The sequence below is a fragment of the Nitrobacter vulgaris genome (assembly GCF_002028545.1).
Taxonomy (GTDB): domain Bacteria; phylum Pseudomonadota; class Alphaproteobacteria; order Rhizobiales; family Xanthobacteraceae; genus Nitrobacter; species Nitrobacter vulgaris.
The window spans coordinates 193861-220693 of the sequence record NZ_MWPQ01000049.1; the positions used below are offsets into that span (position 1 = coordinate 193861).

Consider the following 26833-nt stretch of genomic DNA (forward strand, 5'->3'; position numbering starts at 1 on the left):
CGCGCCGCAATCAGCAACGTCCCCAATATCCCACATTTTCCATCGGAATGATGCCGCAGCCCGCATTGTTCAAGGCAAATTGTTCATCGGGTTTGATGGGAACGGAAATCGCTACGCAATTTTCCTCGCCCTGCTCTAGTAAAGTGCTCGCGCAGGATTCATTCATGCCTCATACCGACTTTCGCAGTCCCCGGCTCTATGTCGATGCACCGCTTGCGGCGGGCAACAGAATCCCGCTCAACCGCAATCAGGGTAACTATCTTGGTAACGTCCTGCGCCTTGGGACCGGGACAAACGTTCTGGTCTTCAACGGCCACGACGGCGAGTGGCGCGCAGAAATTTCAGGCCGCAAGCGTCCGGAAAATCTTGAAATCGTCGCCGTGACGAGGAAACAGGACCACCTGCCAGACGTGCGCTACGCGTTCGCGCCGCTGAAACATGCCCGGCTCGACTACATGGTTCAGAAAGCTGTGGAGATGGGGGTCTGCGCACTGCAGCCCCTCCTGACCCGCTTCACGCAGGTCGGGCGCGTCAACGGCGATCGGATGCGCGCCAATGTCATCGAAGCCGCCGAGCAATGCGGCATCCTCAGCCTGGCTGCGGTGGAGGAGCCGGTGTCCCTGGATGGTTGGCTCAGCCGGCGCGCGCCCGAACGCCTGCTGGTATTCTGCGACGAGGCCGCTCTGACGGCAAATCCGGCGCAGACACTGGAGCCGATGCGCGGCGGCGCGCAAGGCATCGACGTTCTGGTCGGTCCCGAAGGCGGCTTCGCTGAAGACGAGCGGGAAAGCCTGCTCAACCAACCCCATACCCTGCGGCTGTCGCTCGGACCGCGCATCCTGCGGGCGGATACCGCCGCGGTTGCCGTCCTCGCCCTTGTCCAGACCGTGCTGGGGGACTGGCAGCCGGAATAAAGGAAAGGGAGCACCGGGTCAGACTCGCGCGACAGATCATCTCAAAAGACAAAGTCAGATTGTTTCGGCCGCCGCCCGTAATGGTCGGCCTATTTCGGCTTTTCCGACTCGACAGTCCCGCCGATGGTCGGAGCAAGCCCCTGCCATGACGTATTCCTGCCTCTCTCGGCTTCCGACCATTTTTTCCACTTGCAAGTGAATTGCATCTGCATCTTATATGCAATTGCAAATTAATCGCAGGAAAAAGTAAAAGTATGCGTGGGGTAGTTTTGGGTGTGGTCGCGGGGATGGTGTGCCTGATCGGCTCCCCAACCATGGAGGCGCGGGCACAAGGGCAGCTGCTGCCCGGAATCACCGTCGACGCGCCGAAGCGCGCCAAACGCCGCGTCCGCGTCGCCGTTCGGCGCGTCACTCGAACGCGGACGCCAGTGCAGGCGCCGACGCCGCTCCCCGCCGTGCCGGAACAACCTCGCGCCGACGTGCCCCTCGCCTCAGCAAGCCTGCTCACGGCGAAGCAGGTGCTGGGGCGCGGCGCCGCTTCGCTCGGCGACACGCTCGGGACCACGCCCGGCGTCTCGGCAACGTCGTTCTCGCCGGTGGCGAGCCGCCCGGTGATCCGAGGCCTCGGCGGTTTCCGGGTGCGAACCCAGGAAAACGGCATCGGCTCCGGCGACATGGCCAATCTCGGGGAAGACCACGCCGTGACGATTGATCCGCTATCGGCACAGAACGTCGAGGTCATTCGCGGTCCCGGCACGTTGCGCTTTGGCTCGCAGGCGACAGGCGGCGTGGTCAGCGCCAGCAACAACCGCATCCCAACGACAATTCCGAAGAACGGCATCGCATTCGAGGCACGCGGCGGCCTCAACAGTGTCAGCACCGGCCGCGACGGCGCGGTACAACTCGATGCCGGCGGCAGCAACGTCGCGATCCATGCCGACGCATACGCCCGGCAGGCCAACGACTATCGTATCCCCGGCGGCATTCAGACCAATTCCAGCTATCGCTCCGATGGCCACGCGGTCGGCGGCTCCTACATTTTCGATCGCGGTTTTGTCGGCATGTCGTTTCAGGATACGGCGATGACCTACTTCATCCCCGGCATCGATTCCGCCAGGGTGAAAAACCACATCGACCTGCGCCAGCAGAAATGGGCGAGTCGCGGCGAGTGGCGCGTGGGAGAAAGCGGCATCGATACGGTGCGCTATTGGCTCGGCTACTCCGACTACAAGCACAACGAGATCAACGGCGTCGGCGCCGCCGCGCTGATCGGTTCGCGATTTAAGAACCAGGAGTTGGAATCCCGCGTCGAGGTCACGCAACTGCCGTTCGCCACCATGCTGGGCGAATTGCGTGGCTCCGGCGGCGTGCAATGGAGCCGGCGCAACTTATCGGTCGCCGGCGCGACCGATCCCCTGCTCGCTCCGGCGCAGAATGCCAATCTCGCCGCCTTCCTGTTCGAGGAATTGCAGGTCACGCGAAGTCTGCGAACGCAGGCAGCGTTGCGCATCGAGCAGACCGAGACCGACGGCACCGGCGCGCGGTTTCCTGCGACATTCCTGCCGCCGCCGAATCAACCCACGGTGTTTCCGGTTGATCGCCGCTTCGTGCCAATGAGCGCCAGCGCGGGGCTGCTCTATGATCTATCGCACGACATCGTCGCGCGCGCCACGTTGCAGCATGTCGAGCGCGCGCCCGATCCCATCGAGCTGTTCTACAAGGGACCGCACGATACGCCGCGCACGTTCGAGATCGGCGATCCGACCATGACGCTGGAAAAGGCGAACACCGTCGAACTCGGTTTCAAGCGCGCACGTGGCGATACCCGTTTCGAACTGTCGATCTATCACACCCGCTATCAGAACTTCATCTTCAAGAACTTCACCGGCGTCCGCTGTAGCGAGAGTTTCGCATCCTGCGGCACGCCGGGCGCGACCTACGACCAGATCATCTATTCGCAGCGCGACGCCCGCTTCACCGGCGGCGAAATCCAGATCGAGCATGACGTGGCGCGGGTGTGGAACGGCGTGTTCGGGGTCGAGGCGCAATACGACATCGTCCACGCGATATTCCTCGACGGCAGTTTCGTGCCGAAGATTCCGCCGCAGCGGCTCGGTGGCGGAGTCTATTATCGCGACGCAAGCTGGACGGCACGCGTCAACTTGCTGCACGCTTTCGCCCAAAAAAACCTCGGCGCGTTTGAAACGCCGACGCCGGGCTATAACCTTCTGAACGCCGAAATCAATCACACGACGACGTTGCCGAACGGCGACTGGCCGGTGACGCTCACCGTCGGCCTAAAGGGCGAGAACCTGCTCAACGACGATATCCGCTTCCACCAGTCCTACAAAAAGGACGAGGTGTTGCAGCCCGGCCGCAACGTACGCCTATTCGCGTCGATGAAATTCTGACGCAAGGCGCCGTCCGTCGCCGTCAACCTTCTCGGCAAATAGCCGGCGGAACGAGGTCGAAACTCACCGCCCGCCGTGCTATGGGCTGCCGCAATGATGTTGACCGGCGGCGCGGCGCCCTTCGCCATGCCATCGATATACGTCGAATTTCAATATGTTAGGCAGGAGGCGCGACACCCGTGGGCGGCGCGCAAGCTTGGACGATGCCGATGACCGACACGCACGCCTTTGGGGCGACCCGAACCGCCTCCCGGGCAGCGGCCCTGCTGTCGTCGTTCATGCAGGCCGGCTATATCAAGGCGGAACCAGCCATCCTTCAACCGGCCGAGCCGTTTTTGGACCTCTCGGGCGAGGATATCCGCAAGAGCCTTTACCTCACGTCCGACTCGGGAGGCGAGGAATTGTGCCTGCGTCCCGACCTCACCATCCCGGTCGCGCGCGACTATCTCGCGTCCAGCAAGGCCGGCAAGCCGGCCGGCTTCTGCTATCTCGGACCCGTGTTTCGCTATCGTGGCGGCCGCTCAAGCGAATTCCCGCAGGCCGGCATCGAATCATTCGGCCGCCAAGACCGCGCCGCCGCCGACGCCGAAATGCTCGCGCTCGGTCTGGAAGCCGTTGCCGCTTTCGGCATCGCCGACGTCGACATCCGTACAGGCGACGTTGCGCTGTTCACCGCGTTAATCGATTCGCTCGACCTTTATCCGGTATGGCGGCGTCGGCTGATGAAGGATTTCAACCGCAAGGTCAGCCTCGCGCTGGATATTGAACGACTGACGCTGGCGTCCGGACCGGGGCACAAGGAATACGAAGGCGTGCTGGCGGCTCTCGCAGGCTCCGATCGCAAGGCGGCCTTAGCGCTGGTGACCGACATGATGTCGATCGCAGGCGCGACCATTGTCGGCGGCCGTTCTTTGGATGAGATCGCCGACCGCTTCCTCGAACAATCCACCCTGAAGAGCGGCGCGCTGCCGCACGAGGCGTTGACGATCATCAAGCGGTTTCTTGCGATATCGGGCGATCCGGATGACGCGCTCGGCCAATTGCGCGCACTCGCCTCAGACGCCGGGCTCGATATTCACCGTGCGATCGATCAAGTCGAAAGCCGTACGGGCTTCATGGCCGCGCGAGGCGTAGAAACTGATAGTATCAGCTTCGCTACCGCCTTCGGCCGCGGCGTCGACTACTACACCGGTTTTGAATTCGAACTGCAGCGCAAGGACCAGGACGACGAGCCACTGGTTGCGGGCGGGCGCTACGACGACCTTATGACGCGACTTGGGGCAGCCGCACCGATCCCGGCGGTCGGCTTCGCGGTCTGGATCGAGGCGTTGACGCGGTCCGCAGACGTATCTTCCGCGAGCCGGATCGGCGGGAGCGCGCAATGACCACGCCACTCGTTCTAGCCGTGCCTTCGAAAGGCCGTTTGCAGGAAAATGCCGAAGCGTTTTTCGCCCGCGCCGGGCTGACGCTCTCGAAACCGCGGGGCGTACGTGACTATCGCGGCACTATCGCCGAGCTCGATAACGTCGAGATCGCCTATCTCTCTGCGAGCGAAATCGCGTCACAACTCGCGCGCGGCCTGGTGCATCTCGGCGTCACCGGCGAAGATCTGATCCGCGAAAGCATCGTCGACGCCGACAAACGCGTGGCGCTGATCAACGGCCTCGGGTTCGGCAGCGCCAACGTGGTTGTCGCCGTGCCGCAGTCCTGGATCGATGTGCGTACCATGGCCGACCTCGACGACGTGACGACCGGGTTTCGCGCCCAGCACAACCGAAGGATGCGGATCGCAACCAAATATATCAACCTGACCCGCGCCTTCTTCGCTTCGCACGGCGTGGTCGATTACCGCATCGTCGAGAGCGCGGGCGCCACCGAAGGCGCGCCCGCGGTCGGCACCGCCGAGATGATCGTCGATATCACGACGACCGGGGCAACGCTCACCGCCAACGGCCTCAGGGTGCTGGACGACGGCGTGATCCTGCGCAGCCAGGCCAATCTGGTCGCGTCACGCGACGCGGACTGGTCCAGCGGTGCACGCGAAACGACGCGGATCATTCTCGACCACATCGCCGCCCGCGCCCGCGCGAGCCAATACCGCGAGGTGCGAACCCGCTTCACCGGCTGCGATACTGCACTCTTCACAGAGGCACATGATCGCTTCGGCGTAGTCTCCCCGTTCGGAGGACCAACATCCTCCGGGATGGTTACGCTGCATTGCCCGCCGGACCGGCTTTACGCGCTCGCCGGTTTTCTAAGGCAACATGGTGCTGAAACGGTGTCGATCGCCTCGCTTGACTATGTGTTCGATCGCGAGAACCCGCTTTTCGCGAAGCTGGAAGCGTTCCTGCGGACGTAGAATCGTGCATTCCGCCCGTTGAAGCGCACGCTGTCACTTACTACCCTACAAACTGGAATGAATTGACCCCGTCGGAACCGACCGATGACTCCAGCTACCAGCCTTCCAGGTCTGCCTGCAGATAAGGCCACCGCATCTGCGCAAGGTCTGTCGATCGTCGTCCCCGTTTACAACGAAGCCGCCGGGCTCCAGCAATTGCACGAACGTCTCAGCGCGCTTGCGGTAAAGCTAAGGCGGCGCTTCGGCCTCGCCTGCGAAGTCGTTTATGTCGATGACGGCAGCGCCGATGACACGCTCGACCTCGCCCGCGCGCTTCCTGCCACCGCGCTGGACGTGCAGGTGGTTTCGCTGTCGCGCAATTTCGGCAAGGAAGCCGCCTTGATGGCGGGCCTGGATCACGCGCAGCGCGGCGCGCTGCTGTTCATGGACGGCGACGGCCAGCATTCGCCCGATCTCGTGGAACGGCTGGTGGATCACTGGATCAACGACGGCTACGACGTCATCTACACCGCGAAGGCGCACCGGACGAACGAGTCGTTGCTGCGGCGGATCGGCGTGCACAGCTTTTATGCGATCATCAACTGGGGCGCGCGCCAGCGGATTCCCGAAGACGCCGGCGATTTTCGCCTGTTGTCGCCTCGTGCCGCTTCGGCGCTGCGCCGGATGCCGGAGCGAAACCGCTTCTTCAAGGGCCTCGCGAGCTGGATCGGTTTCCGTCAGTTCCGCGTCGACTACGAGCCCGACATTCGGACTCACGGCATGACCACCTTCAATGCCGCGCGGCTGCTCGGTCTGTCGATCGAGGGGCTAACATCATTTTCGGTGGCGCCGCTGCGGCTGGCCAGCCTGCTCGGCCTGCTGCTGGCGCTCGCAGCCTTCCTGTTCGGTTTGTCTATCCTCTGGGAAACCTGGGTCGACGGCGAGTCGGTTCCCGGCTATCCGTCATTGTTTGTCGGCATGATGACGATCGGCGGCGTGCAGCTCCTGATGATCGGCATCGTCGGCGAATACATCGGCAAGATTCTCTCGGAACTGAAGGCACGGCCGATCTACGTCGTCGCCGAGCAAAGCATGAAGCAGGCCGAACCCGAGCCGGCCGACGGCGGCCCGCACCGGACCGTCGCCGAATGAGCGGCGATGAACCGCAACGCCGGATTCGGCTGTGCGCAGACGATTACGGAATCAGTCCGGGCGTCAACCGCGCGATCCGCGATCTCATCGAACGGGAGCGTATCAACGCGACGTCGGTGATGGTGGTCGGCACCGCCGCGGGACGCGATGAGGTGGAGGCGCTGAAGGTGGCGTGCGCGCGCCATCCGCATTGCGCGATCGGCCTGCACCTCACTTTAACCGCGCCGTTTCATCCGCTCACCCTGCATTACCGGCCTCTGGATGGCGGGTTGTTTCTCCCGCTCTCGAAGATGCTGCGCGCCAGCCTGTCGCGCCGGCTCGAGCCCGAGATGATTTTCGACGAGGTGACAGCGCAGATCGCGGCGTTTGTGGAACGATTCGGCCGCGCGCCCGAGTATGTCGACGGCCATCAGCATGTGCAGATTTTTCCTCAGGTGCGGGGCGCCTTCCTGACCGCCGTCAAGACCGCCGCACCCGACGCATGGGTGCGGCAGTGTGGCCGCAGCCGACACCCGCTGACGCAACAATTCGCCACGCCGAAGGCGTTGCTCCTGGATCTTTTAAGCGCCGGATTTCGTCGCCATGCCGCGCGTGCCGGCATCCGCTTCAATCCGGCCTTCGCCGGCGCCTATGACTTCGCGCAGTCTGACTTCGCCGCGCTGATGCAGGGATTTCTGAACGGTTTGCCGGATGGTGGTCTGATCATGTGCCACCCCGGCTTCGTCGATGAAATCTTGCTCGCGCTCGATCCCCTCACCGACCAGCGCGAGCGGGAATACGAATTCCTGGCCGGAGATAGCTTCGGGGACATGCTGGTTGCCAACCGGGTGACATTGGGCTGATCTGTCCGCCACGAAAATATTCTCCGGCGGCACTACTTGCGACACAGAATACCACTACATCCCAACAGCCATCTTTTTGGGAGAGCGCCATGACGCCGGAAGAACGACAGTTGGTTGACGACCTCTTCACCCGCCTCGCCAGCGTCGAAAACACGCCGCGCGATCCCGCCGCCGCGGCAGCTATCGCCGAGGGCCTGCGGCGCGCGCCTAACGCGCTTTACACGCTGGTGCAAACGGTTTTGGTGCAGGACGAAGCCCTGAAGCGCGCCGACGAGCGCATTCAGCAGCTTGAGGCCAGCGGAGCCGGCAATCAGGCTGTCTCGGGGGGCGGATTTCTCGACCAGATGCGCGAGACTTTATTCGGCGGCCCCGCGCCGCGCGGCTCGGTCCCGAATGTCCCCCCAGCGCCTTCTGGCCGCCCGGCCTGGAATACCGGTGAGGCGTTGCAGCAAACCGGACAAGCCGGACGCTTTGATCAGGGAGCCGGCCATTCGCCCTATGGCACGCCGCCTCCGCAAGCGGGCGGCGGCTCGTTTCTCGGAACGGCGGCGGCCGCCGCCGCGGGAGCCGTGGGCGGCGGTCTGCTTCTCAATAGCATCCGCTCCATGATGGGCGGCGGCGAAGCCCGTGCCAGCAGCTTCGGCGATTCCGGCAGCCTCGGCAGGTCGTCCAACCCGTCGGGCGGCGCCGGCGATCAATCAGGAAGCAATCTGGCACGCGATGCCGGTGTGAACGACCTCGGATCGCAACGGCACGGCAACCCATCGCAGACTGGCTCACTCGACCAAGACCATGACCATGATCATGATCAGGACGATATCGATGCCGAAGACTTCGACGATTTCGATGACTTCGACGAAGGAGAGGACACCTGACGTCTCCGGTCCTCAACAGCACAACGGCTGGAGCGTTTTCGAGCGAAGTGGATACCGGTTCGTGTGAAGAAAACGCGTCAGATCAAATCTGAGAGCCCCGCTTCTGATTCCGTCAGAAACGGGGCTCTAGGCGGCCGTTGTCATCTGGGAAGATGATCGGGCGTCAGATCACAACCACTCTGACGCCAATGCGAACCCGATCATAGAGATCGATGACGTCCTGGTTGCGCATCCGGATGCAGCCGGACGATACGTTGGTGCCGATTGTCCACGGCTCGTTGGAACCGTGGATGCGGTAGAGCGATGAGCCGAGATACATCGCGCGAGCGCCAAGCGGGTTCTGGGGGCCGCCCTCCATGTGGCGAGGAAGATCGGGGCGGCGCTTCAGCATCTCTGCAGGCGGGGTCCAGGCGGGCCATTCCTTCTTCGCTGATACCGTCTTGACGCCCGCCCACAGAAAACCGGGCTTGCCGACGCCAACTCCGTAGCGAAGCGCCGTGCCGCCGCCTTGCACGAGGTAAAGGAACTTGCTCGACGTATCGATGATGATGGTGCCGGCGGCTTCCTTGCCGTGATATTCGACGAGCTGCCTCTCGAATTTCGGATCGAATGCGGGATGAGCGGCCTCGCTCGCGTCCTGCTGCAGCATGATCTGCTGCGGTTGCGGCGCATAGAGCGGGCGCGAATCATAGCGCTGTTGCGGATAATGCGATCCCTGTTGCTGGACATCTCCAAACAGCGACTCGATGAAGCCGCCGCCCATGTTGGGCCGCTCGGCATATGCAAGGCGCTGCTCGGACGGCTGCGGCGTGGATTGATCGGCGTAGACGGCGGTCGGCTGGGTGAAGAACCTGGCCTGTGGGTCTCTTGCAAAAGCCTGCTGGATCCCGAGGCCGGCAAGCGACACGCCCGCAAGGAGCGCGAAGGATATGTGTCTGAACATCGACGTACTCTGCACTGTTTTGCCGTGGATGGTCGCTGGGAGTCACGTCAATGGCGCATCCCTCCCGCACAGCGATTAAGAATTAAAACCGCGTCGGTTTGGTAAACGGAACGGCGGCTTGATTCACCACGCCGTCGATATGACGGGGTTCTTTCCCGTAGCGTTTATTTTCCATGAACGAAAACGCTCTGCGCGCTGCGGATTCGTGCGGATTCGTCGCGAACAGTTCCCGCATGAACCGGGCGTTAAAACACGCCGGTGTAAAAGGCAATCGAGTCCAAAAGCCGGGGAATATGATGGCTGTTCAACGCAAGCGCTTCCGCGTCGAGGAAATCCTGAACGGCGGCACGCCGGTTATTACAGCCGTCGTCGACGATGCGCCAATGCCGGTGCATCGTGAAATCATGGCGGAGTTGCGGGCGATCCGCCAACAGATGGGAGCTCCGAGCCTCGACGGCCCGGACGAAGCGGCCGGAGCGGCCAATGACGGGACCACCAGCCGCGAGGTCGCCGAAGCACAAATGCTGCTGCAAACCTATCGCGCACAAATCGAGCAATGCGAAAAGCTCAAGACCGAACTTGATCTGATCTACGACGCCATCAGCCGCACCAAGCAGGAAATCGCGGTTCTACATGGCAAGAGTTTCAGCGGCGACGAGATGGCGAAGGTGACCGACGAGCTTGGCGCCGTGGTAGGAGGTACCGAGCAAGCGACCCAACACATCCTGGAGGCGGCTGAAGCGATCGATCAGTCGGCCAGCGCGCTGTCGAAGGCGGCGTCGCCGGAGCAGGCTCGGTTGCTGAGCGAGGAAATCCAGGAGCGCGTGATCTCGATTTTCGAGGCATGCAATTTCCAGGATCTCACCGGCCAGCGCATTGCCAAGGTGATGAGCACGATGAAGTTCATCGAGCATCATATCAATGTCATGATGGATATCTGGGGCGGTGTGGACGCCATCCGTGCCCATGCTCCACCGATCGTCGACGATCGCGTCGGCGATGCGAAGCTGCTGAACGGTCCGAAGCTCGAAGGCGACGAGGGACACGCTTCCCAGGACGACATCGACGCGCTGTTCGGTTAGCCTCAGGAAGCGTCACATCCCTCATTGAGAATGCCCGGCCGTCGCGCCGGGCATTTGGTTTGAATCGATCGCGCGTAGCCCGGCTAATGGGCCTGTGGCTTTGCCGCCGTGTGGCGGGGGGCCGACGCGGCCGCAGGCGTACAGCGGATATAAACCATGTTGCCGTAGCGGGTCGCCGCATCCGGGTCGATGAAGCGCGTGATGAGCACGTGGCCGTCGAAGGAGACGATCTCGCGATCTTTTGGACCGCCGGGGGGGCCTTCCGGCCCGATGTAGTTCTTGCCACTCTGGCTACCCTTAAGCCGCAACTCCTGCGGCGTCGCCTCGTCGGCAAGATGCATGATGACGCCGCCATTGCCGCCTGCGCTGATCACGTAAGGATTTTTGCACTGCGCCCTGGCCGCGGCCTCGGTCCGAGACCGGTCGTTCGGATTTTGATAGGACGCAAGACCCCACCGTCCGACCAGTTCCTCGGCACGGACCGTGGCCGGGATCTCGGGCTCGACGGGCGGCGGGGGCGCCGGCTGCGGCGACAGTCCGATCGAGCCGAACGACCCGCATCCGCCGAGAAACACCGCCAGGGCCGCGGCCGCCCCAAGGTTCAAAGCCGCGCGTCCGCCGTCTGATTTGACCATTGTAAATACCCCGACCGAATTTCCGACCGCTGTGCCCCCAGCAGCCGGACCTAAAAAATGAGATCGCAGCACCCGCACTCGCCAAGGCGGAGAAGCTACGACATGCTTGCGTCTATCCTACACGCCCTCACCAACGGCTTAAGAGGCTTGCTTGACAGCATGGCTGCCAAGCCATATCCCCGCCCACGAATAGCACTCTCGGAATATGATTGCCAAAAAGATACGAATCGCTCGGCCGTCGTGAATCAGAGCGCATGCATCCATCGATGGCAATTCAGAGTCCTGCGAACCCCCCGGAGGAGCGTTATGGCTAAGACCAAATTTCGTCCGCTGCATGACCGTGTTGTGGTCAAACGGATTGATGCCGAGGAAAAGACTAAAGGCGGCATCATCATTCCCGACACGGCAAAGGAAAAGCCCTCCCAGGGCGAGGTCGTGGCCGTTGGTCCCGGCGGACGCGACGAAACCGGAAAGCTCACGCCGATCGATGTCAAGGTCGGCGACAAGGTGCTGTTCGGCAAGTGGTCGGGCACCGAGATCAAGCTCGACGGCCAGGACCTCCTCGTCATGAAGGAATCCGACCTCATGGGCATCGTCGGCTAGCGTCCCTCCGCAATCAACCGCTTCGATTGAAGCGTCATGTCCGGACATGATCCGGGCATCCATCTTTCAAAACGATGGATGCCGGCATAGGTGCGAAGCGACGCCGTTCTTCGAACGGCTATGCTCGGCAAAGACGCCCAAGGGAAGCGGCACACAACAAACCAGGAGTAACATTCAATGGCCGCCAAAGACGTCAAGTTTTCCGGCGACGCGCGCCAACGCATGCTGCGCGGCGTCGATATCCTCGCCGACGCTGTGAAGGTGACCCTCGGCCCGAAAGGCCGCAATGTCGTGATCGAAAAGAGCTTCGGCGCGCCCCGCATTACCAAAGACGGCGTCACCGTTGCCAAGGAGATCGAACTCGAGGACAAGTTCGAGAACATGGGCGCCCAGATGGTGCGCGAGGTCGCCTCCAAGACCAACGATCTCGCCGGCGACGGCACCACGACCGCCACGGTGCTGGCACAGGCCATCGTCCGCGAGGGCGCGAAGGCAGTTGCCGCCGGCATGAATCCCATGGATCTCAAGCGCGGCATCGACATCGCCGTCGCCGCCGTGGTGAAGGACATCGGGAAGCGCGCGAAGGCGGTGGCGTCCTCGGCCGAAGTCGCTCAGGTCGGCACCATCTCGTCCAATGGCGACGCCTCGATCGGCAAGATGATCGCGCAGGCGATGCAGAAGGTCGGCAATGATGGCGTCATCACCGTCGAGGAGAACAAGTCGCTCGAAACCGACGTCGATATCGTGGAGGGCATGAAGTTCGACCGCGGCTATCTTAGCCCTTACTTCATCACCAATGCGGAGAAAATGGCGGCCGAGCTCAACGACGCCTACATCCTGCTACACGAGAAAAAGCTGACCGGCCTCCAAACTTTGCTGCCGGTGCTCGAGGCGGTTGTGAAATCCGGCAAGCCGCTGCTGATCGTCGCGGAAGATGTCGAAGGCGAAGCGCTGGCCGCGCTGGTGGTCAATCGGCTTCGTGGCGGCCTGAAAGTGGCCGCAGTGAAGGCACCCGGCTTCGGTGATCGCCGCAAGGCCATGCTGGAGGACATCGCCATCCTGACCAACAGCCAGCTCATTTCCGACGAGCTCGGCATGAAACTCGAGAACGTCACCGTTAATATGCTGGGCCGCGCCAAGAAAGTGCTGATCGACAAAGAGAACACCACCATCGTCAACGGCGCCGGCAAGAAAAAGGACATCGAGGCACGGGTCGGACAAATCAAGGCGCAGATAGAGGAGACCACCTCCGACTATGACCGCGAGAAGCTGCAAGAACGTCTGGCCAAGCTCGCCGGCGGCGTTGCGGTAATCCGTGTCGGAGGCGCGACCGAGGTCGAGGTCAAGGAAAAGAAGGATCGCGTCGAGGATGCGCTCAACGCCACGCGCGCCGCTGTGGAGGAAGGCATCGTGCCCGGCGGGGGCACGGCGCTGCTGCGGGCCAAGAAGGCGGTCGGCCGCATCAACAACGACAACCCGGACGTGCAGGCCGGCATCAACATCGTACTGAAGGCGCTGGAAGCGCCGATCCGTCAGATCGCGGAAAATGCCGGCGTCGAGGGCTCCATCGTGGTGGGCAAGGTTCTCGAAAACAAGACCGAGACCTTCGGCTTCGACGCCCAAAAGGAAGAATATGTCGACATGATCGCCAAGGGCATCGTCGATCCCGCCAAGGTCGTGCGCACCGCCTTGCAGGATGCCTCGTCGATCGCAGGGCTGCTCGTGACCACCGAAGCCATGGTCGCCGAACTGCCCAAGGAAGAGCCTCCGGCTATGCCGCCGGGCGGCGGCGGAATGGGTGGTATGGGCGGCATGGGCTTTTGAACTCCTTCAACGGCACGACTTCGTCAGAAGGCCGCCTCCGGGCGGCCTTCTTTTTTCGCGAAGTGGGTTTTAGGGTAAGGGCCGATTCGACAAGCGGGGATTCTCCATGCGCGCGCTGCGGCTGTGCCTGATCAGTCTAACGATGGCTTTACCGGGACCTCTGCGGGCGCAAGACCGGCCGCTTCCCAAAGCTACGCCCGGCGCGGAGGTGAGATACTTCACCTCCATCGACGGACTGATGGAGGGCAATGCGGACGTTATCCTTAAAGAGACCCGCCAGGGCAAGACGGTCACGGGCGCCGTTCTCGATGTGTGTTACCCTGCGGAGAAAGGCTCGAGCCGCAAGGACCGCTTCGTCGCCAACCTCGCGGTGAACGGTTCGACCCTGACCGGCAGCACACAAAGCATCGCCGACAAGCTGCCGGTCACGGTGAAGCTCACACGCAAGCCCACAGGCGATACCTTCGAGTTCGGGGGCAGGATCAGCGTCGGCCAAAAAGTTACCGACGTGACCTCGACAGACAATTCCGACCTCAGCGAGGCTGAGTTCAACGATGCCCGGATGACCGATGACGGCATCAGCGCATCGCCGAAGGATTTCACCGAGGTATCTCCCGAAGCAATCGCCGTGAAAGTGAAGATCGACGCAGCGATCGACCTGCTCAAAAGTTTGAGAGAACAAAATGTCGAGGTGCTGCTGAACAGCCTCGAGGTGACTTGCGAGGCGCTGCGGGCGGGAGCGCAGGTCATCGACATCAACGTCGATCCTGAGCGCTCCCCCTCCCTTCTCGCTCGGTTGAAAGCAACGCCCGGCGTGGTCGCCGCGGGCTGGAGCGCCGGGATGTTCGATATGGAGCGCACCATCCGGTTTCCGGCCGCAGAATGGCGTGACAAGGGCAAACTCAATCGCGACAAGCTTGCGACCGCTATCTCCGGTGTGCTGGAAAAAGCTTTGAATGCAAAGCCGGCGTCAGCAAAATGGAGTGACAACACCGGCAAACTGACGTTGACGTTCAAACGCCCCAGCGTGCTGGTTCCGGCGCTCGGGTTGACCGACACCATCAAAGTGACAGCATTGCCAGGCCCTGACAGGCCCGATGAATCCGATCACATCATGCTTTGGTTCGGCGCTCCCTCGACTAGCACTGCGGACGAAACCGATGGGCCGAGGCTCGGTCTTACCGACGATCTGTCAGCGGACGACGGCGAGAGTAACGAGACCAATGACAGCGGCACGCTGGATGCGCTGGCGAAACAGTTCAAAGCCCAGCGCTGGGACGTCGACAAATCGGCCTGGAAATAGCGGGTATCCGGTCTTCGCGGCAAAGGAATCGCGATCCGTACACGCACGGCATAACTCACAATCTAGAGTGCTCCACCGCTTCACGGAAACGGTGCAAGGACTCTACCTTTGTGACGCGTTTTCTTCACGCGAACCGGATCCGCTTCGCTTGAAACGCTCTAATTTGTATTAAGATGAAAGCGCAGCGTGGTCGGTCCGACAAACGAGATCTCATCGTCCTGTCGCTCCCAGGTCACGGCAGCGGAAAGCGCCGCAGCCAGATCGTCATCGGCCTGAGCTTTCTCCGGCGGACAGGAGCGATCCTCCAACGGACCGGCCGCGAAGATGACGGTGTTGCCGGCAACCGAAAACTGGCCTCTTCCGCCTTTGCACCACAATTCGAGTTTGACCCCGCCACTGTCGTCAATGTCCAGCGATGGCACCCGCTTCGAACCGGGCTGCGGCGATGCATCCAGCGTCATCTCGAAACCGAACGGAAATCCATCCTGCGCCGACGCCGGCCACGCGCCGGCGGCTCCCAGCGCGACCAGGACCACACCCAACACGAACCCAAACCTTGCAGCCATCTGCCCTCATTGAACGAGCTGAGACTGAAAGAACCAGTCGCCGTTCTACAAGTTGAACGGACTGGAATCAGCCTCTCGTCATCTTTGGGATCGAGCGCGATCTTCTCGAAACCGATTTCCACTTTGCTCGGCTCTTCGGGTTGGGATCATGCTAAGAGCTTTTTGACGCGTTTTCTTCACACGAGCCGGCATCCACTTCGCTCGAAAATGCTATAGTGCGTTGATCAACGTCATTGCGAGCCGGCCGATGGCGACGTGTGGCGGCATCCCAACGCCAACGAAGCAACCCAGCTTTTTCTTCAACCTCTGGATTGTCTCGTTTCACGCGCAAACCGGCGCAAACCAATTAATCGGTCCCCGGCTCGCAATGACGAGGCGGTCGGTTCAACCAACCTCATCTGCTTTAAGTGCCGTCCTCTCCCGACCCGGGGGTTTGATCCGTATGGCCATAGGACGGAGCCGCAGGCTCAGCCATCGCCCAACTCGTGTCCGGCACAGGGGTGGGCTTTGGCGCGGCGCGCTTGGCCACTGCCTTTTTCGTCGAGGCCCTGCGCTTCGCCGCCGGCTTCCTTGCGGATTTACCGGTGGATCTCTTGGCTGACTTCTTGGCGGATTTTTTGGTGGATTTCCCTGGAGATTTTCTGGCGGATTTTTTCGCTGATTTCTTTGCCGACTTCTTCTTCACGGCCTTCTTTTTTGAAGCCGTCTTCGCCGCCTTCTTGCCAGACTTCTTTGCGGACTTCTTCGTGGATTTCTTGTTCGCCGCTACGGCCTTCTTCTTGCTCTTCTTGGCCTTAACGCCCTTCGCCTTGCTGGATTTCTTAGCTTTCTTAGCCATCGTGATCCTCCTGTTGCCGCCGATCAATTCAGTCCTGGCCGAGGGCCGCCCGTCGCCCAATCGAGAAGTTCAATCGTGTGAACAACAGGGACCGACGTTCCGCCGGCAATCTGAATCATGCACCCGATGTTTCCGGCGGCAATCATGTCCGGCTTGACGCTTGCGATGTTGGCGACCTTTCGGTCGCGCAGTCGGCCCGCAATGTCAGGCTGGAGAATGTTGTATGTCCCCGCCGAACCGCAACACAAATGACCCTCGGGTATATCTTTCACTACGAATCCATTCTTGAAAAGCAAATCTTTCGGAAGCTGCGTGATTTTCTGGCCATGCTGAAGCGAACAGGCGGAGTGATAGGCGATGACAAGCTCGCTGCGGCTCGGCGGCGGCGGCAGGTCGAGGCTGGCGACATACTCCGTGATATCCTTGGCCAAGCCTGAGACCTTCGCGGCAGGTCCGGCGAAGTCGCGGTCCTCCCGCAGCAGGTAACCGTAATCCTTGATGACGGTGCCGCAGCCAGAGGTCGTGACCAGGATGGCATCGAGACCATCCCGTTCCGCTTCGCGGGTCCAGGCTCTGATGTTGGCCCGCGCACGCGCCAGGGCGTCCCGATCGTCGCCCATGTGATGTGTCAGCGCGCCACAACACTGCTCGTCCGCCACCAGCACCACTTCGACGCCGTGACGGGTTAACAGGCGGATCGCGGCCTCGTTGATACGCGGCGCCAGCACCTGCTGGGCGCAGCCTTGCAGCAGAGCGACGCGGCCACGCCTCATACCCGTCGCTGGAAACACACTTCCCGCAGCCGCTCCGGGAGAGGGCAGCGACGCGGGCGCGAGCGCCAACATCGCCTTGATCCTGTGCAGCAACGTCGGCGTCACGCCCCCCTTCGAGCCCGGCAGCAGGGCTGCGAATGGCCGCCCGAAGCGCGCAAGGGTCATGCTGACCCGAAAGATTCTCGGCCGCGGCAGCACGAAAGCGAGAACGGCTCGAAGCAGCCGTTCGGAAACCGGGCGCGCATACTCCTTCTCGATTTTGACACGCGCCTGATCCACCAGGTGCATGTAATTGACCCCGGAGGGGCAGGTCGTCATGCAGGCAAGACACGACAGACAGCGATCGATGTGTTTGACGACCTCAGCCGTTGGTGGCTCGTTCTTTTCGAGCATCTGCTTGATCAGGTAAATCCGGCCGCGCGGGCTATCGAGTTCGTCGCCGAGCAACACATAGGTCGGGCACGTCGCCGTGCAGAATCCGCAATGGACGCACTTACGGAGGATCTTGTCCGCCTCGGCAATGTCAGAATCGCTCAGTTGAGCGGGCGTGAATTCGGTTTTCATCAGATCGGCATCCGGGTCAGCCTGCCGCGATTAAAAATGCTTTTGGGGTCGAAGCTCTGCCGCACCCGCTCGGCCAGCGCTGCGACGCCTTTTGCCTGCGGATGAAACACATCGACAGTTCGGCGCAATCCCTCGTCGGCCCGCAGCAGGGTCGCGTGCCCGCCGAGCGGAGCGAGCCGACGACGCAGCGATGCGGCATGTGCATCGACCGACGGCGGCAGCGCCGCCCAGAGCAATCCGCCAGCCCAGTCGTAGATCACCTCGCCGCCGGTCTCACGCGTCAGCGTCTGTCCGAAGACTCCCCCGGATGCCGGAGGACAGACGATCCTCCACACCGGCCAAGCGCCCAGTGGGCCATCAGCCGCGAAGGGCGCAACGTCCCGAATCTCGCGCCACAGCGCCGCCGATTCAGCGTTCTCAACAAATTCGGCCGCGCCGAAAGACGCAAGGTCAGCTGCAAGCGCCGCTCCGCGATGAACGACGGAGGCGGCGATACCCTCCAGCCGCAACAGCGTCGCAGTCTGTCCCATGGATGCGAGACCAGCCAGCGCGCCTCGCGCCGCCTTGAGAGCTGAGTGCGGCGTGTGCGCCGCCCCCGAAACGTCGTAGGGAGAACCCAGCGCGGCCGTCATTGCTCGGTTGGCGGCGAGGTCATCGAGCCCGCGCAACACCAACGTGCGCTCGGCCTCCGCCTTCGGCATCACCTTGAGCGTCACCTCGGTCATGATCGCCAGCGTGCCCCACGATCCGGCCAGCAACTTGCAGAGATCATAGCCGGTGACGTTCTTCACCACCCTACCCCCGGCCTTGAAACTGTCGCCGAAGCCGGAAACCGCGTGAGCGCCGAGCAGATGGTCCCGCACGCCACCGGCCTTGATACGGCGCGGTCCGGCTAACCCGGCGCCAATCATGCCGCCGATGGTCCCTCGTCCAGACCGGGAGTCTAACAACACGGCAGGATTCATCGGCTCAAACGAAAACTCCTGATTCTTGGAATCGAGCAGCGACAGCACCTCATCCAACGGTGCGCCGGCCTGCACCGTGATGATGAGTTCGCTCGGCTCGTAGCAGGTCACCGCGTTCAGCGCCGACACATCGAGCACCGCGTTGGTCATCATCACATGGCCGATCGACCGCTTCGATCCGTGCCCGATGATCTCAAGCGGCTGTTCGCCCGCAATGGCGGTGCGCACCGCGGCCTCAACGTCGGCGGCATCGCGTATGTGCAGGATGTTCACGGCTGCCTCAATGCGGCGGAGCTGTCATGGCCGGCATGCCCGGGCTCCTCCCGGCCATCCCCGTCTTGGTCCGCAGTAAAACGTGGATGCCCGGCGCAATGGGCCTGTACTCGGGCCGGCGAAGCAAAACCCGAGTACCGGGCATGACGGAGCATGCGGATAGGACGTCGCCTTATCATCAAAATCTCGGCAGATCCGGAAACGGCAGCTTGCCGCCGTGCACATGAACGCGGCCGAGTTCGGCGCAGCGGTGCAGCGTCGGAAACACCTTGCCTGGATTGAGAAGACCCCGGGCGTCGAACGCGCATTTCAGCCGCTGCTGCTGGTTGAGATCGACTTCGCTGAACATGTGCGGCATCAGGTCTCGCTTCTCGATGCCGACGCCATGCTCGCCGGTCAGAACGCCGCCGAGTTCGACGCAGCAGCGCAGAATGTCTGCGCCGAACGCCTCCGCCTTGTCCATCTCACCGGGTTTGTTGGCATCGTACAGGATGAGCGGATGAAGATTGCCGTCGCCAGCATGGAAAACGTTGGCGACGCCGAGGCCGTACTTCTCGCCGAGATCGCGAATGAGCGCCAGCGCCCGCGGCAGCGCGCCGCGCGGAATGGTGCCGTCCATGCAGAGATAGTCGGGCGAGATGCGGCCTACTGCCGGAAACGCCGCCTTGCGGCCGGCCCAGAACAGGTCGCGCTCCGCTTCCGAACCGGAAATCCGGCAGGTCGTCGATCCGCAGCCGAGCGCGATGGCCTCAACGCGCCTGATGAGTTCGTCAACCTCGATTGAAGAACCGTCAAGCTCGATGATCAGCAGCGCCTCGACGTCGAGCGGATAGCCGGCGTTGACGAAGGCTTCGGCGGCGTGGATCGCCGGCCTGTCCATCATCTCCATGCCGCCGGGAATGATGCCGGCGCCGATGATCCGCGCCACGCATTCACCCGCCGCTTCCACCTGCGAGAATCCGACCATCAGCGCCCGCGCGGTTTCCGGCTTCCGCAGAATGCGGACGGTGACCTCGGTGACGACGCCGAGCAAACCTTCGGACCCCGTGATGATGCCCATCAGGTCATAACCCGCCTGCTCGGGCGTCTTGCCGCCGATGCGCAGGACTTCGCCGGACATCAGCACAAGCTCGCAGCCGAGCACGTTGTTGGTTGTCATGCCGTACTTCAGACAGTGAACACCGCCGGAATTTTCCGCGATGTTGCCACCGATCGAGCAGGCGATCTGCGACGAAGGATCCGGCGCGTAGTAGAACCCGGCATGGGCTACAGCTTGGCTGATCGCGAGGTTGGTGACGCCGGGCTCGGTGACGACAACGCGGTTGTCGAAATCGATCTCACGGATGCGCTTAAACTTGCTGAGGCCGAGGAGCACCGCGTCGGCCAACGGCAACGCTCCACCCGACAGCGAGGTGCCGGAGCCGCGCGGCACCACCTTGATGCCGTGATCGAAGCAGTATTTCAGAACGCGCGACACCTGCGCGGTGGTTTCCGGCAATACCACCACCATCGGCGGCTGACGATAAGCGGTCAAAGCATCCGATTCATACGGCAACATTTCCGCTGCGCTGGAAATGACCCCCTCGCCCGGCACGATTTCACGGAAATCCCGGACAATGGCGTCGCGGCGATCGAGCACCATCTGATCCGGGGCGGGCATCATGATGGTCATCGGCAGGCGCTCCGCTATCGCGCGACCGGGCTGCGCCGATCGCCACAAGACCTTCTAAATCAACCATATTTTGCCCGTGTTGTGTAGGCTAACTCAAACCCGGACCTGAAGCAGATGGTACCATCGTATTGTAGGCAGGCTGTAGCATGCGAAGCCCGTTTGGAACCAAATCATACTCGAATCGTTCTAAGATCGGTGTTATCGTCCGATTCTGCGGCTCGTAATCATAGATTTAATGATCTGCGAGGCCACGGAGCCACAAGCACCCCTTCCCTTTCGGGGAGGCGGCCAATCCCCATCAGCTTCAGCCTGAAGCCCCCCACAAGGACTCAAGAGGTCTCCATGAAAACCTTCGCCATCTCCGCACTGACTGTTCTCGGCATTACGCTTGCAAGCGTGGGCACCTCGTCCGCTGGAGACGTGGAAGCCGGAAAGGCAGCCTTCAACAAGTGCATGGCATGTCATGCCATTGGCGAAGGTGCAAAGAACAAGGTCGGTCCGGAACTCAACGGCCTGGACGGGCGCCATTCCGGCTCCGTTGAAGGCTATGCCTATTCGGATGCCAACAAGAATTCTGGCATCACTTGGAATGAGGCGCAGTTCAAGGAGTACATCAAGGACCCGAAGGCCAAGGTTCCGGGCACCAAGATGACGTTTGCCGGCATCAAGAAGGAAAGCGAACTCGACAACCTCTGGGCCTACGTGTCGCAGTTCGACAAGGATGGCAAGGTCAAGGCGAAGTAACGCAGACTTCAGTCCGCCTTACTCCCCTGCCGGCATTCTTGCCGGCAGGGCCGCCTGCACCACAAGACCCCGCGCGCGCGCATCCGTCACGCCAACCGCACGCAACGCCAGCAAAGTCGCGGTCTGCACCACATCACGCAGCGTCGCCTGATCATCGAAGTTATCCGGCGCGAGCGGCCCCACCAGGGCTTCATGCAGCGCGCCAAGCAGCGCGGTCGCCGCGAGCGACGTGTCCTGCTGCGGCAGATGTCCGGCACTCACCGCAGCTATGATGCGCGCTTCAATCTCGCCAGCGATTTCGCGGCGGCTAACCAACTGGGTCGCGGATACATCTACATCGACCGGTTCAGCCAGAATGCCCCAGGCGAGCTTCCTGTGTGAGACCATATGCACGGCGACGGTGGCGATGGCAGCCGCAAGCGCCGAGGATGGCCCCGGCGCGGCATCAGCGGCACCGCGTATTGCCGTCAGCTCATCCTGCGCTATCTCCACGATCAGTTCGGAAATCAGATCGGCCTTCGACGGAAAGTAACGATAGACCGTCCCGGCGGCGACATCGGCACGCAGCGCGACCGGCGCGATCTGCACCGCCGCCATTCCCCCAGTGCTGGCTATATCCCGCGCGGCCGTCAGAATAGCGCGGCGGCGCGCCGCGAGACGCTTCATGACCTGCTGAGTCCGCCGATACACCATGCGGGTTCCAAGTCCCCTCGCCCCGCAATCAAGAGCGGCGCGAGATCAGCATCTTCAAACCGCTACGAAGTCCGCGAACATGCTCGCTGAAAAACTGAACACCCATTCAGAAGGCAAGGCAAGCGGCTTTGTACGATAAGCCCTTCGGGAGCGCCGTGATCGCTTTGGGCTCTGTTCGGCGATACAGAGAGCGTGCTGGCTCTGCGGCGCGCCGCATCAATTGGCATCCGTACAGCCTCCCCTCAAAGCCTTTCACCTTCGCAGCCGGCCGACCTCAACGTCGCTGACGTGGCGACGATTGCACCGCAGCGAAGAGCATCAATCGGGTGGGTGTTCGAAGAAGTTAGAAATGCAGCATCTTGAACACGCCGAGGCCGGAAAGGCCGACGAAGATGAGATAGATGGCAACGAGCAGATTGAGAAAACGCGGCATCAGCAGGATCAAGACGCCCGCGACCAACGCCACGATAGGCTGGATATGCGCTGCCGTGATGACCATTAAGAAACCTCCACCGATGCTGTTTGCGAATCGCAGAAACTCTATCCGCCGCTGGCGCTTCTTGACAGCATGGTCTGAGATTCGGGCGAGTTTCACCTCACTTTCATCTTTTGCCGCGCCACAAGCCCGCCCCCGAAATGCCAAACTTGCGCGCGGAACGATCGCTGGCGAACTGAATTGGCATGACGTCGAACGGACGGCGTAAAAAAAGCGCGTCCGACCTCAATGGAGGCTACCATGCGGAATACCGCTCTGGCTTTTGCCACGCTGATAACTGCGCTCGGCGCGGGATACAGCGCTCATGCGCAAAGCACCACGATCGGCGCGGCACCCTCGACTGATGTGGTCGTCACCCAGCCGGTCGAAGTGAGCGCCGACGGGGGAATTACAATCGAGCAACGCCCGGCGTTTCGCGAATACGTCGTAACCGAGCGCGTGCCATCTTATACCGTTTCCCAACGCATCGCAGTCGGCACGGTCCTGGCCGAAGAAGGCGTGACCCTTTACGACGTACCGCAGCGTTTCGGCGCAACGCCTTATCGCTACACCGTGGTGAATGGCGAAACCGTGCTGATCGAGCCGCGCACGCGGCGCATCATGCAGGTGATCGATTAATCCGCTAAGCAGATAACGAAAAGTGCGTCGCGCGGGTATCGGTCCGCGCGACAACGACGATGTCGAGGTCACGCGGTCGAAGGCCCGTCCGGTACCCTGGGACGGGCCTTCGGTTTATCGTGACGGCCGAATGCTGCGCGTCAATCCTGTATCTTCGAGAAATCCGCGACCGTGCGCGTGGCCGCGCGAATCTCGTTGAGCAGCTTGAGGCGGTTCTCACGGATCTTCGCGTCGTCGTCGTTGACCTTCACCTTCTCGAAGAAGGCATCGACCGCGGGCCGCAGTTTCGCCATCGCGGACATGGCGGCGGCAAAGTCTTCGTTCGCAACAGCAGCGCTCGCCTCACGTTTCACATCGTTGATGGCCGCGGCAAGCGCCTTCTCTTCGTCCAACTTGTAGAGCGAGGCATCCGGCGCGCCGTCGAAGCTGCGCTTGTCCTTCTTTTCCTCGATGGAAAGAATGTTCGACGCGCGTTTGGTGCCAGCGAGCAGGTTCTTGCCGTCGTCGGTGTCGAGAAACTTTCCGAGCGCCTCGACGCGGCGGACGACCATCAGAAGATCATCCTGTCCTTCCAGAGCAAACACCGCGTCAACCAGATCGTGCCGCGCACCCTGTTCGCGGAGTTGTACTTTCAGGCGGTCTGCAAAGAAGGAGAGGAGGTTTGGAATATCAGCTGCTGCTTTTGCTCGCAGACGCTCTTTCGCTCCTTCTTCATAGCCAGCCTCGTATGCCTCAGCAATCGGCTTTACGATGGAAATACGCTTCCCGGCCTCTTCTAACGCGGCAGCAAAATTCTGACGCTCCCTTAAAATTAGTCCATAAGACAGGAAGCCGTGGGCGCCGACAAATATCAGTTCGAGACCTAGCCGCAGATTGTTTTCCAACACTAATCTGATCACCCCCAGCGCCGCACGTCGCAACGCATAAGGATCCTTGCTTCCCGTTGGCTTCTCATCAATCGCCCAGAAACCGACCAGCGTGTCGATCTTGTCGGCCAGCGCCACAGCAACACTCACGGGATCGCTCGGCACGCGATCGTTCGGACCCTGCGGCTTGTAGTGCTCCTCACACGCGGCGGCGACCGAAGCATCCTCGCCAGCGGCCTGCGCGTAGTATTTCCCCATCAGGCCCTGCAGCTCGGGAAATTCGCCGACGACCTCGGTGAGCAAATCGGCCTTGCACAATCGCGCGGCGCGCTTCGCCTTCGCAACATCCGCACCGACCAGCGGCGCGATTTTAGAGGCAAGCCACTCGATGCGCGCGATGCGCTCCGCCTGCGTGCCGAGCTTTTCGTGAAACACAATCTGATCGAACTTCGGCAGCCGGTCTTCGAGTTTGGTTTTCAGATCGGTCTCGTAGAAGAACTTTGCATCCGCCAGCCGCGCACGGATCACGCGCTCGTTGCCGGCGACGATGGCCTTGCCGCCGTCCGATGCCTCGATGTTGGCGACGAGAATGAACTTGTTGGCGAGCTTTCCCGTTTTGGGATCGTTGACGACAAAGCACTTCTGGTTGTTGCGGATAGTGGCGCGGATCACTTCGCCCGGTATCGACAGAAATTCCTTATCGAACGAGCCCATCAGCACCACAGGCCATTCGACAAGGCCGGACACCTCATCGAGCAACACCTGATCCTCGACCAGCTCATAGCCTTGCGCGAACGCCAGTTCTTTCGCGTCGGCGAGGATAATGTCCTTGCGGCGCTGCGGATCGAGCACGACCTTCGCATCGTGCAGCTTCGCTTCGTAATCCTCGAAGCGGCGCACGCTGAATTCGTCCGGCGCCATGAATCTGTGACCGCGCGTGGTCTGTCCAGCTTCGATGCCGGCCACGTCGAACCGCACGATGTCGGGCTCTTCGGTCTCCATGCCGAAGGTCGCGATGATGGAATGCAGCGGCCGCACCCAGGTCAGCGCGCCGGGTTTCGCCGAACGCTCGCCCCAGCGCATCTGCTTCGGCCACGGGAAGGTGCGCACGATCACGGGCAGGAATTCCGCCAGCACATCGATCGCAGGCCGTCCCGGCTTTTCGATCAGCGCGACGTAGAAATCGCCCTTCTTCGGATCGCGCTGGATTTTGGCTTCCTCGAGCGATTTCAGCCCAGCGGCTTTCAGAAATCCCTGCACGGCGGCGTCGGGCGCACCGACCTTCGGCCCCTTGCGCTCGTCCTTAAGATCGGGCTGGCGCGCCGGAATGCCGTGCACGGTGAGTGCGAGGCGACGCGGCGTGACGAAGGCTTTCGCGCCCTCATAGACGAGGCCCTCGGCCACGAGCTTGTCGGTGACCATCCTGCGCAGATCGTCCGCCGCCTTCGCCTGCATGCGCGCGGGAATTTCCTCGGAGAAAAGTTCGAGCAGAAGATCAGGCATTGTTCAGACGCCGCCAGCTTCGGTATGCAGCCACGCCTCGCCGCAGGCTTTCGCCAGTTCGCGCACACGCAGGATATAGCTTTGCCGCTCGGTCACCGAGATCACGCCGCGCGCGTCGAGCAGGTTGAAGACGTGGCTCGCCTTGATGCACTGGTCATAGGCGGGCAGCGCCATCAGATGCGCCTCGCGCTTGCCGGGCTGCTTTGGATCATCCCGCCAGCCCGCGTCGAGATATTTCTTGCAAGCCTCTTCCGCCATCGAGAATTGCTTGAACAACATCTCGGCATCGGAATGCTCGAAATTGTGCCGCGAATATTCCTGCTCGGCCTGAAGGAACACATCGCCGTAAGTGACTTTCTCCGCGCCCTCGCGGCCATTGAAATTGAGATCGTAGACGCGGTCGACGCCTTGCACGTACATCGCCAGCCGTTCAAGCCCGTAGGTGAGTTCGCCTGCCACCGGCGCGCATTCGACGCCGGCCACCTGCTGGAAATAGGTGAACTGACTGACTTCCATGCCGTCGCACCAGCACTCCCAACCGAGCCCCCACGCCCCCAGCGTCGGGCTTTCCCAGTCGTCCTCGACAAAGCGGATGTCGTGCAGCGCGCTGTCGACACCGATCGCGGCGAGCGATTTCAGGTAGAGGTCCTGGATGTCAGACGGCGACGGCTTGAGGATGACCTGAAACTGATAATAGTGCTGCAGGCGGTTGGGATTCTCGCCGTAGCGGCCGTCCTTGGGGCGGCGCGATGGCTGCACATAGGCCGCGTTCCAGCGCTTCGGACCCAGCGCGCGAAGCGTGGTCGCCGGATGAAAGGTGCCCGCCCCCACTTCCATGTCGTAGGGCTGCAGGATGACGCAACCGTGGTCCGCCCAATAGCGTTGCAAGGTCAGGATCAGGCCCTGGAACGAGCGTTCCGGGCGCATATGCGGAGGCAAGGAGTCCATCGTCTTTTTGGGAATTCGCGAAATGGGTCGACGCGACGCGACCGTATCGGCGCGCGTTCCTCAAATCAAGGCGACGACGAGCACTTACCGCTGAGGGTTAACGGGATCCACCCGCGACCGGCACGAGTCCGGCGACCTCCAGGCGGGTCGCACAATCCTAATCAGGCCGATAGGCGCCAGTGTGATCGCGCCGCAGCGTCGGGATATCGCGGCGCACGGGCTCGGCCACGCGAGTCATCCGTGCTTCCTCGAGCTCCTGATTGATCCGCTTGGCGGTGTTGTAGAACCAGCGGACCACAACTAGTCCACCCAGAGTAGCTGCAAGTGCAATCAGCGGCGGCATCGGTCGATCCTCTTCCTTCGTTGTCGGCCCCCAATTGCCCATATTCTTG

General features: G+C 61.9%; 26 protein-coding genes. 13 read left to right on the forward strand and 13 right to left on the reverse strand.

The genetic code is table 11. The annotated features are described in order from the left end of the window. Positions 1-10 precede the first annotated feature (10 nt). A complete protein-coding gene (locus B2M20_RS19585; protein WP_158081542.1) occupies positions 11-166 on the reverse strand; it encodes a hypothetical protein in 156 nt (51 codons plus the stop codon). Between B2M20_RS19585 and B2M20_RS13740 the strand changes: the two genes are divergently transcribed. The 7 genes from B2M20_RS13740 (at position 165) to B2M20_RS13770 (ending at position 8532) form a co-directional block, all read left to right on the forward strand. Continuing rightward, on the forward strand, positions 165-914 hold the full coding sequence (locus B2M20_RS13740; RefSeq protein ID WP_079447696.1) for a 16S rRNA (uracil(1498)-N(3))-methyltransferase: 750 nt from the start codon (positions 165-167) through the stop codon (positions 912-914). The genes B2M20_RS19585 and B2M20_RS13740 overlap by 2 nt on opposite strands. A 254-nt stretch (positions 915-1168) precedes the next feature. Next, positions 1169-3325: a TonB-dependent receptor gene (locus B2M20_RS13745; protein WP_079447585.1), complete on the forward strand. Its 2157-nt coding sequence runs from the start codon at positions 1169-1171 to the stop codon at positions 3323-3325. A 209-nt stretch (positions 3326-3534) separates the two neighbouring features. Further along, on the forward strand, positions 3535-4710 hold the full coding sequence (locus B2M20_RS13750) for an ATP phosphoribosyltransferase regulatory subunit (RefSeq protein WP_079447697.1): 1176 nt from the start codon (positions 3535-3537) through the stop codon (positions 4708-4710). Next, the gene (hisG, locus tag B2M20_RS13755) at positions 4707-5684 is read left to right on the forward strand and encodes an ATP phosphoribosyltransferase (protein ID WP_079447586.1); all 978 of its coding nucleotides are present in this window, start codon (positions 4707-4709) and stop codon (positions 5682-5684) included. The genes B2M20_RS13750 and hisG overlap by 4 nt, the downstream gene beginning before the upstream one ends. An 84-nt stretch (positions 5685-5768) precedes the next feature. Further along, the gene (locus B2M20_RS13760) at positions 5769-6815 is read left to right on the forward strand and encodes a glycosyltransferase family 2 protein (protein WP_079447587.1); all 1047 of its coding nucleotides are present in this window, start codon (positions 5769-5771) and stop codon (positions 6813-6815) included. Continuing rightward, positions 6812-7657, forward strand: coding sequence for a ChbG/HpnK family deacetylase (locus B2M20_RS13765; protein ID WP_079447588.1), 846 nt, complete (start codon positions 6812-6814; stop codon positions 7655-7657). Before B2M20_RS13760 ends, B2M20_RS13765 begins: the two co-directional genes overlap by 4 nt. An 89-nt stretch (positions 7658-7746) precedes the next feature. Further along, complete coding sequence (locus B2M20_RS13770; RefSeq protein WP_079447589.1) at positions 7747-8532, forward strand: DUF2076 domain-containing protein; 786 nt, start codon at positions 7747-7749, stop codon at positions 8530-8532. Between the two features lie 163 nt (positions 8533-8695). On the opposite strand, the gene B2M20_RS13775 is transcribed toward B2M20_RS13770, so the two are convergent. After that, positions 8696-9475 carry a L,D-transpeptidase gene (locus B2M20_RS13775; RefSeq protein ID WP_079447590.1) on the reverse strand — a complete coding sequence of 260 codons (780 nt, stop codon included), beginning with the start codon at positions 9473-9475 and terminating at the stop codon, positions 8696-8698. A gap of 296 nt (positions 9476-9771) precedes the next feature. Here B2M20_RS13775 and B2M20_RS13780 point away from each other — a divergent pair, with 296 nt between their 5' ends. Next, a complete protein-coding gene (locus B2M20_RS13780; RefSeq protein WP_079447698.1) occupies positions 9772-10557 on the forward strand; it encodes a protein phosphatase CheZ in 786 nt (261 codons plus the stop codon). An 83-nt stretch (positions 10558-10640) separates the two neighbouring features. On the opposite strand, the gene B2M20_RS13785 is transcribed toward B2M20_RS13780, so the two are convergent. Continuing rightward, complete coding sequence (locus tag B2M20_RS13785) at positions 10641-11192, reverse strand: hypothetical protein (protein WP_079447591.1); 552 nt, start codon at positions 11190-11192, stop codon at positions 10641-10643. Between the two features lie 306 nt (positions 11193-11498). Between B2M20_RS13785 and groES the strand changes: the two genes are divergently transcribed. From groES to B2M20_RS13800, 3 genes are all read left to right on the forward strand, one after another. Next, positions 11499-11795 (forward strand): co-chaperone GroES, encoded by a 297-nt coding sequence (gene groES / locus B2M20_RS13790; RefSeq protein WP_079447592.1) that lies wholly within the window; start codon positions 11499-11501, stop codon positions 11793-11795. 177 nt (positions 11796-11972) lie between these two features. Further along, positions 11973-13619, forward strand: coding sequence for a chaperonin GroEL (gene groL / locus B2M20_RS13795; protein ID WP_079447593.1), 1647 nt, complete (start codon positions 11973-11975; stop codon positions 13617-13619). Between the two features lie 106 nt (positions 13620-13725). Continuing rightward, positions 13726-14922, forward strand: a complete 1197-nt coding sequence (locus B2M20_RS13800; RefSeq protein WP_079447594.1) for a hypothetical protein — start codon at positions 13726-13728, stop codon at positions 14920-14922. A 158-nt stretch (positions 14923-15080) separates the two neighbouring features. On the opposite strand, the gene B2M20_RS13805 is transcribed toward B2M20_RS13800, so the two are convergent. From B2M20_RS13805 to B2M20_RS13825, 5 genes are all read right to left on the reverse strand, one after another. Next, positions 15081-15488, reverse strand: a complete 408-nt coding sequence (locus tag B2M20_RS13805; RefSeq protein WP_079447595.1) for an META domain-containing protein — start codon at positions 15486-15488, stop codon at positions 15081-15083. A gap of 403 nt (positions 15489-15891) precedes the next feature. Then, positions 15892-16326, reverse strand: coding sequence for a hypothetical protein (locus B2M20_RS13810; RefSeq protein ID WP_079447699.1), 435 nt, complete (start codon positions 16324-16326; stop codon positions 15892-15894). Positions 16327-16349: 23 nt separating this feature from the next. Then, a complete protein-coding gene (gene glcF, locus B2M20_RS13815) occupies positions 16350-17663 on the reverse strand; it encodes a glycolate oxidase subunit GlcF (protein ID WP_079447596.1) in 1314 nt (437 codons plus the stop codon). Continuing rightward, positions 17663-18901: an FAD-binding protein gene (locus tag B2M20_RS13820; RefSeq protein WP_079447597.1), complete on the reverse strand. Its 1239-nt coding sequence runs from the start codon at positions 18899-18901 to the stop codon at positions 17663-17665. Before B2M20_RS13820 ends, glcF begins: the two co-directional genes overlap by 1 nt. Positions 18902-19079: 178 nt before the next feature. Next, positions 19080-20573 carry an FAD-linked oxidase C-terminal domain-containing protein gene (locus B2M20_RS13825; RefSeq protein ID WP_079447700.1) on the reverse strand — a complete coding sequence of 498 codons (1494 nt, stop codon included), beginning with the start codon at positions 20571-20573 and terminating at the stop codon, positions 19080-19082. Between the two features lie 342 nt (positions 20574-20915). On the opposite strand from B2M20_RS13825, the gene cycA reads away from it, so the two are divergent. After that, the gene (cycA, locus tag B2M20_RS13830) at positions 20916-21317 is read left to right on the forward strand and encodes a cytochrome c-550 CycA (protein ID WP_079447598.1); all 402 of its coding nucleotides are present in this window, start codon (positions 20916-20918) and stop codon (positions 21315-21317) included. A gap of 18 nt (positions 21318-21335) precedes the next feature. Here the strand turns inward: cycA and B2M20_RS13835 are convergent, their stop codons facing one another. Together B2M20_RS13835 and B2M20_RS13840 are read right to left on the reverse strand one after the other, a co-directional pair. Then, positions 21336-22010: a TetR/AcrR family transcriptional regulator gene (locus B2M20_RS13835; protein WP_079447599.1), complete on the reverse strand. Its 675-nt coding sequence runs from the start codon at positions 22008-22010 to the stop codon at positions 21336-21338. Positions 22011-22353: 343 nt separating this feature from the next. Then, positions 22354-22509, reverse strand: coding sequence for a DUF3096 domain-containing protein (locus tag B2M20_RS13840; RefSeq protein WP_079447701.1), 156 nt, complete (start codon positions 22507-22509; stop codon positions 22354-22356). 237 nt (positions 22510-22746) lie between these two features. Here B2M20_RS13840 and B2M20_RS13845 point away from each other — a divergent pair, with 237 nt between their 5' ends. Next, positions 22747-23124 (forward strand): DUF1236 domain-containing protein, encoded by a 378-nt coding sequence (locus tag B2M20_RS13845; RefSeq protein WP_079447702.1) that lies wholly within the window; start codon positions 22747-22749, stop codon positions 23122-23124. Positions 23125-23264: 140 nt separating this feature from the next. Here the strand turns inward: B2M20_RS13845 and glyS are convergent, their stop codons facing one another. The 3 genes from glyS to B2M20_RS13860 all read right to left on the reverse strand — a co-directional run bounded on the left by glyS (position 23265) and on the right by B2M20_RS13860 (position 26784). Next, positions 23265-25493 carry a glycine--tRNA ligase subunit beta gene (gene glyS, locus B2M20_RS13850; protein ID WP_079447600.1) on the reverse strand — a complete coding sequence of 743 codons (2229 nt, stop codon included), beginning with the start codon at positions 25491-25493 and terminating at the stop codon, positions 23265-23267. A gap of 3 nt (positions 25494-25496) precedes the next feature. Beyond that, complete coding sequence (locus B2M20_RS13855; protein WP_079447601.1) at positions 25497-26441, reverse strand: glycine--tRNA ligase subunit alpha; 945 nt, start codon at positions 26439-26441, stop codon at positions 25497-25499. 157 nt (positions 26442-26598) lie between these two features. After that, positions 26599-26784, reverse strand: coding sequence for a hypothetical protein (locus B2M20_RS13860; protein WP_079447703.1), 186 nt, complete (start codon positions 26782-26784; stop codon positions 26599-26601). Between the last annotated feature and the right edge of the window lie 49 nt (positions 26785-26833).

Bases quoted from the DNA above. Each gene is read 5' to 3' on its own strand.
- B2M20_RS13835 (WP_079447599.1), bottom strand. From the start codon at position 22,010: ATGGTGTATCGGCGGACTCAGCAGGTCATGAAGCGTCTCGCGGCGCGC.
- B2M20_RS13825 (WP_079447700.1), bottom strand. From the start codon at position 20,573: ATGACCATCATGATGCCCGCCCCGGATCAGATGGTGCTCGATCGCCGC.
- B2M20_RS13780 (WP_079447698.1), top strand. From the start codon at position 9,772: ATGGCTGTTCAACGCAAGCGCTTCCGCGTCGAGGAAATCCTGAACGGC.
- B2M20_RS13750 (WP_079447697.1), top strand. From the start codon at position 3,535: ATGACCGACACGCACGCCTTTGGGGCGACCCGAACCGCCTCCCGGGCA.
- B2M20_RS13805 (WP_079447595.1), bottom strand. From the start codon at position 15,488: ATGGCTGCAAGGTTTGGGTTCGTGTTGGGTGTGGTCCTGGTCGCGCTG.
- B2M20_RS13810 (WP_079447699.1), bottom strand. From the start codon at position 16,326: ATGGCTAAGAAAGCTAAGAAATCCAGCAAGGCGAAGGGCGTTAAGGCC.
- cycA (WP_079447598.1), top strand. From the start codon at position 20,916: ATGAAAACCTTCGCCATCTCCGCACTGACTGTTCTCGGCATTACGCTT.
- B2M20_RS19585 (WP_158081542.1), bottom strand. From the start codon at position 166: ATGAATGAATCCTGCGCGAGCACTTTACTAGAGCAGGGCGAGGAAAAT.
- B2M20_RS13760 (WP_079447587.1), top strand. From the start codon at position 5,769: ATGACTCCAGCTACCAGCCTTCCAGGTCTGCCTGCAGATAAGGCCACC.
- B2M20_RS13775 (WP_079447590.1), bottom strand. From the start codon at position 9,475: ATGTTCAGACACATATCCTTCGCGCTCCTTGCGGGCGTGTCGCTTGCC.
- glyS (WP_079447600.1), bottom strand. From the start codon at position 25,493: ATGCCTGATCTTCTGCTCGAACTTTTCTCCGAGGAAATTCCCGCGCGC.
- groES (WP_079447592.1), top strand. From the start codon at position 11,499: ATGGCTAAGACCAAATTTCGTCCGCTGCATGACCGTGTTGTGGTCAAA.
- B2M20_RS13740 (WP_079447696.1), top strand. From the start codon at position 165: ATGCCTCATACCGACTTTCGCAGTCCCCGGCTCTATGTCGATGCACCG.
- hisG (WP_079447586.1), top strand. From the start codon at position 4,707: ATGACCACGCCACTCGTTCTAGCCGTGCCTTCGAAAGGCCGTTTGCAG.
- B2M20_RS13855 (WP_079447601.1), bottom strand. From the start codon at position 26,441: ATGGACTCCTTGCCTCCGCATATGCGCCCGGAACGCTCGTTCCAGGGC.
- B2M20_RS13860 (WP_079447703.1), bottom strand. From the start codon at position 26,784: ATGCCGCCGCTGATTGCACTTGCAGCTACTCTGGGTGGACTAGTTGTG.
- B2M20_RS13765 (WP_079447588.1), top strand. From the start codon at position 6,812: ATGAGCGGCGATGAACCGCAACGCCGGATTCGGCTGTGCGCAGACGAT.
- B2M20_RS13745 (WP_079447585.1), top strand. From the start codon at position 1,169: ATGCGTGGGGTAGTTTTGGGTGTGGTCGCGGGGATGGTGTGCCTGATC.
- groL (WP_079447593.1), top strand. From the start codon at position 11,973: ATGGCCGCCAAAGACGTCAAGTTTTCCGGCGACGCGCGCCAACGCATG.
- B2M20_RS13840 (WP_079447701.1), bottom strand. From the start codon at position 22,509: ATGGTCATCACGGCAGCGCATATCCAGCCTATCGTGGCGTTGGTCGCG.
- B2M20_RS13785 (WP_079447591.1), bottom strand. From the start codon at position 11,192: ATGGTCAAATCAGACGGCGGACGCGCGGCTTTGAACCTTGGGGCGGCC.
- B2M20_RS13800 (WP_079447594.1), top strand. From the start codon at position 13,726: ATGCGCGCGCTGCGGCTGTGCCTGATCAGTCTAACGATGGCTTTACCG.
- B2M20_RS13770 (WP_079447589.1), top strand. From the start codon at position 7,747: ATGACGCCGGAAGAACGACAGTTGGTTGACGACCTCTTCACCCGCCTC.
- glcF (WP_079447596.1), bottom strand. From the start codon at position 17,663: ATGAAAACCGAATTCACGCCCGCTCAACTGAGCGATTCTGACATTGCC.
- B2M20_RS13845 (WP_079447702.1), top strand. From the start codon at position 22,747: ATGCGGAATACCGCTCTGGCTTTTGCCACGCTGATAACTGCGCTCGGC.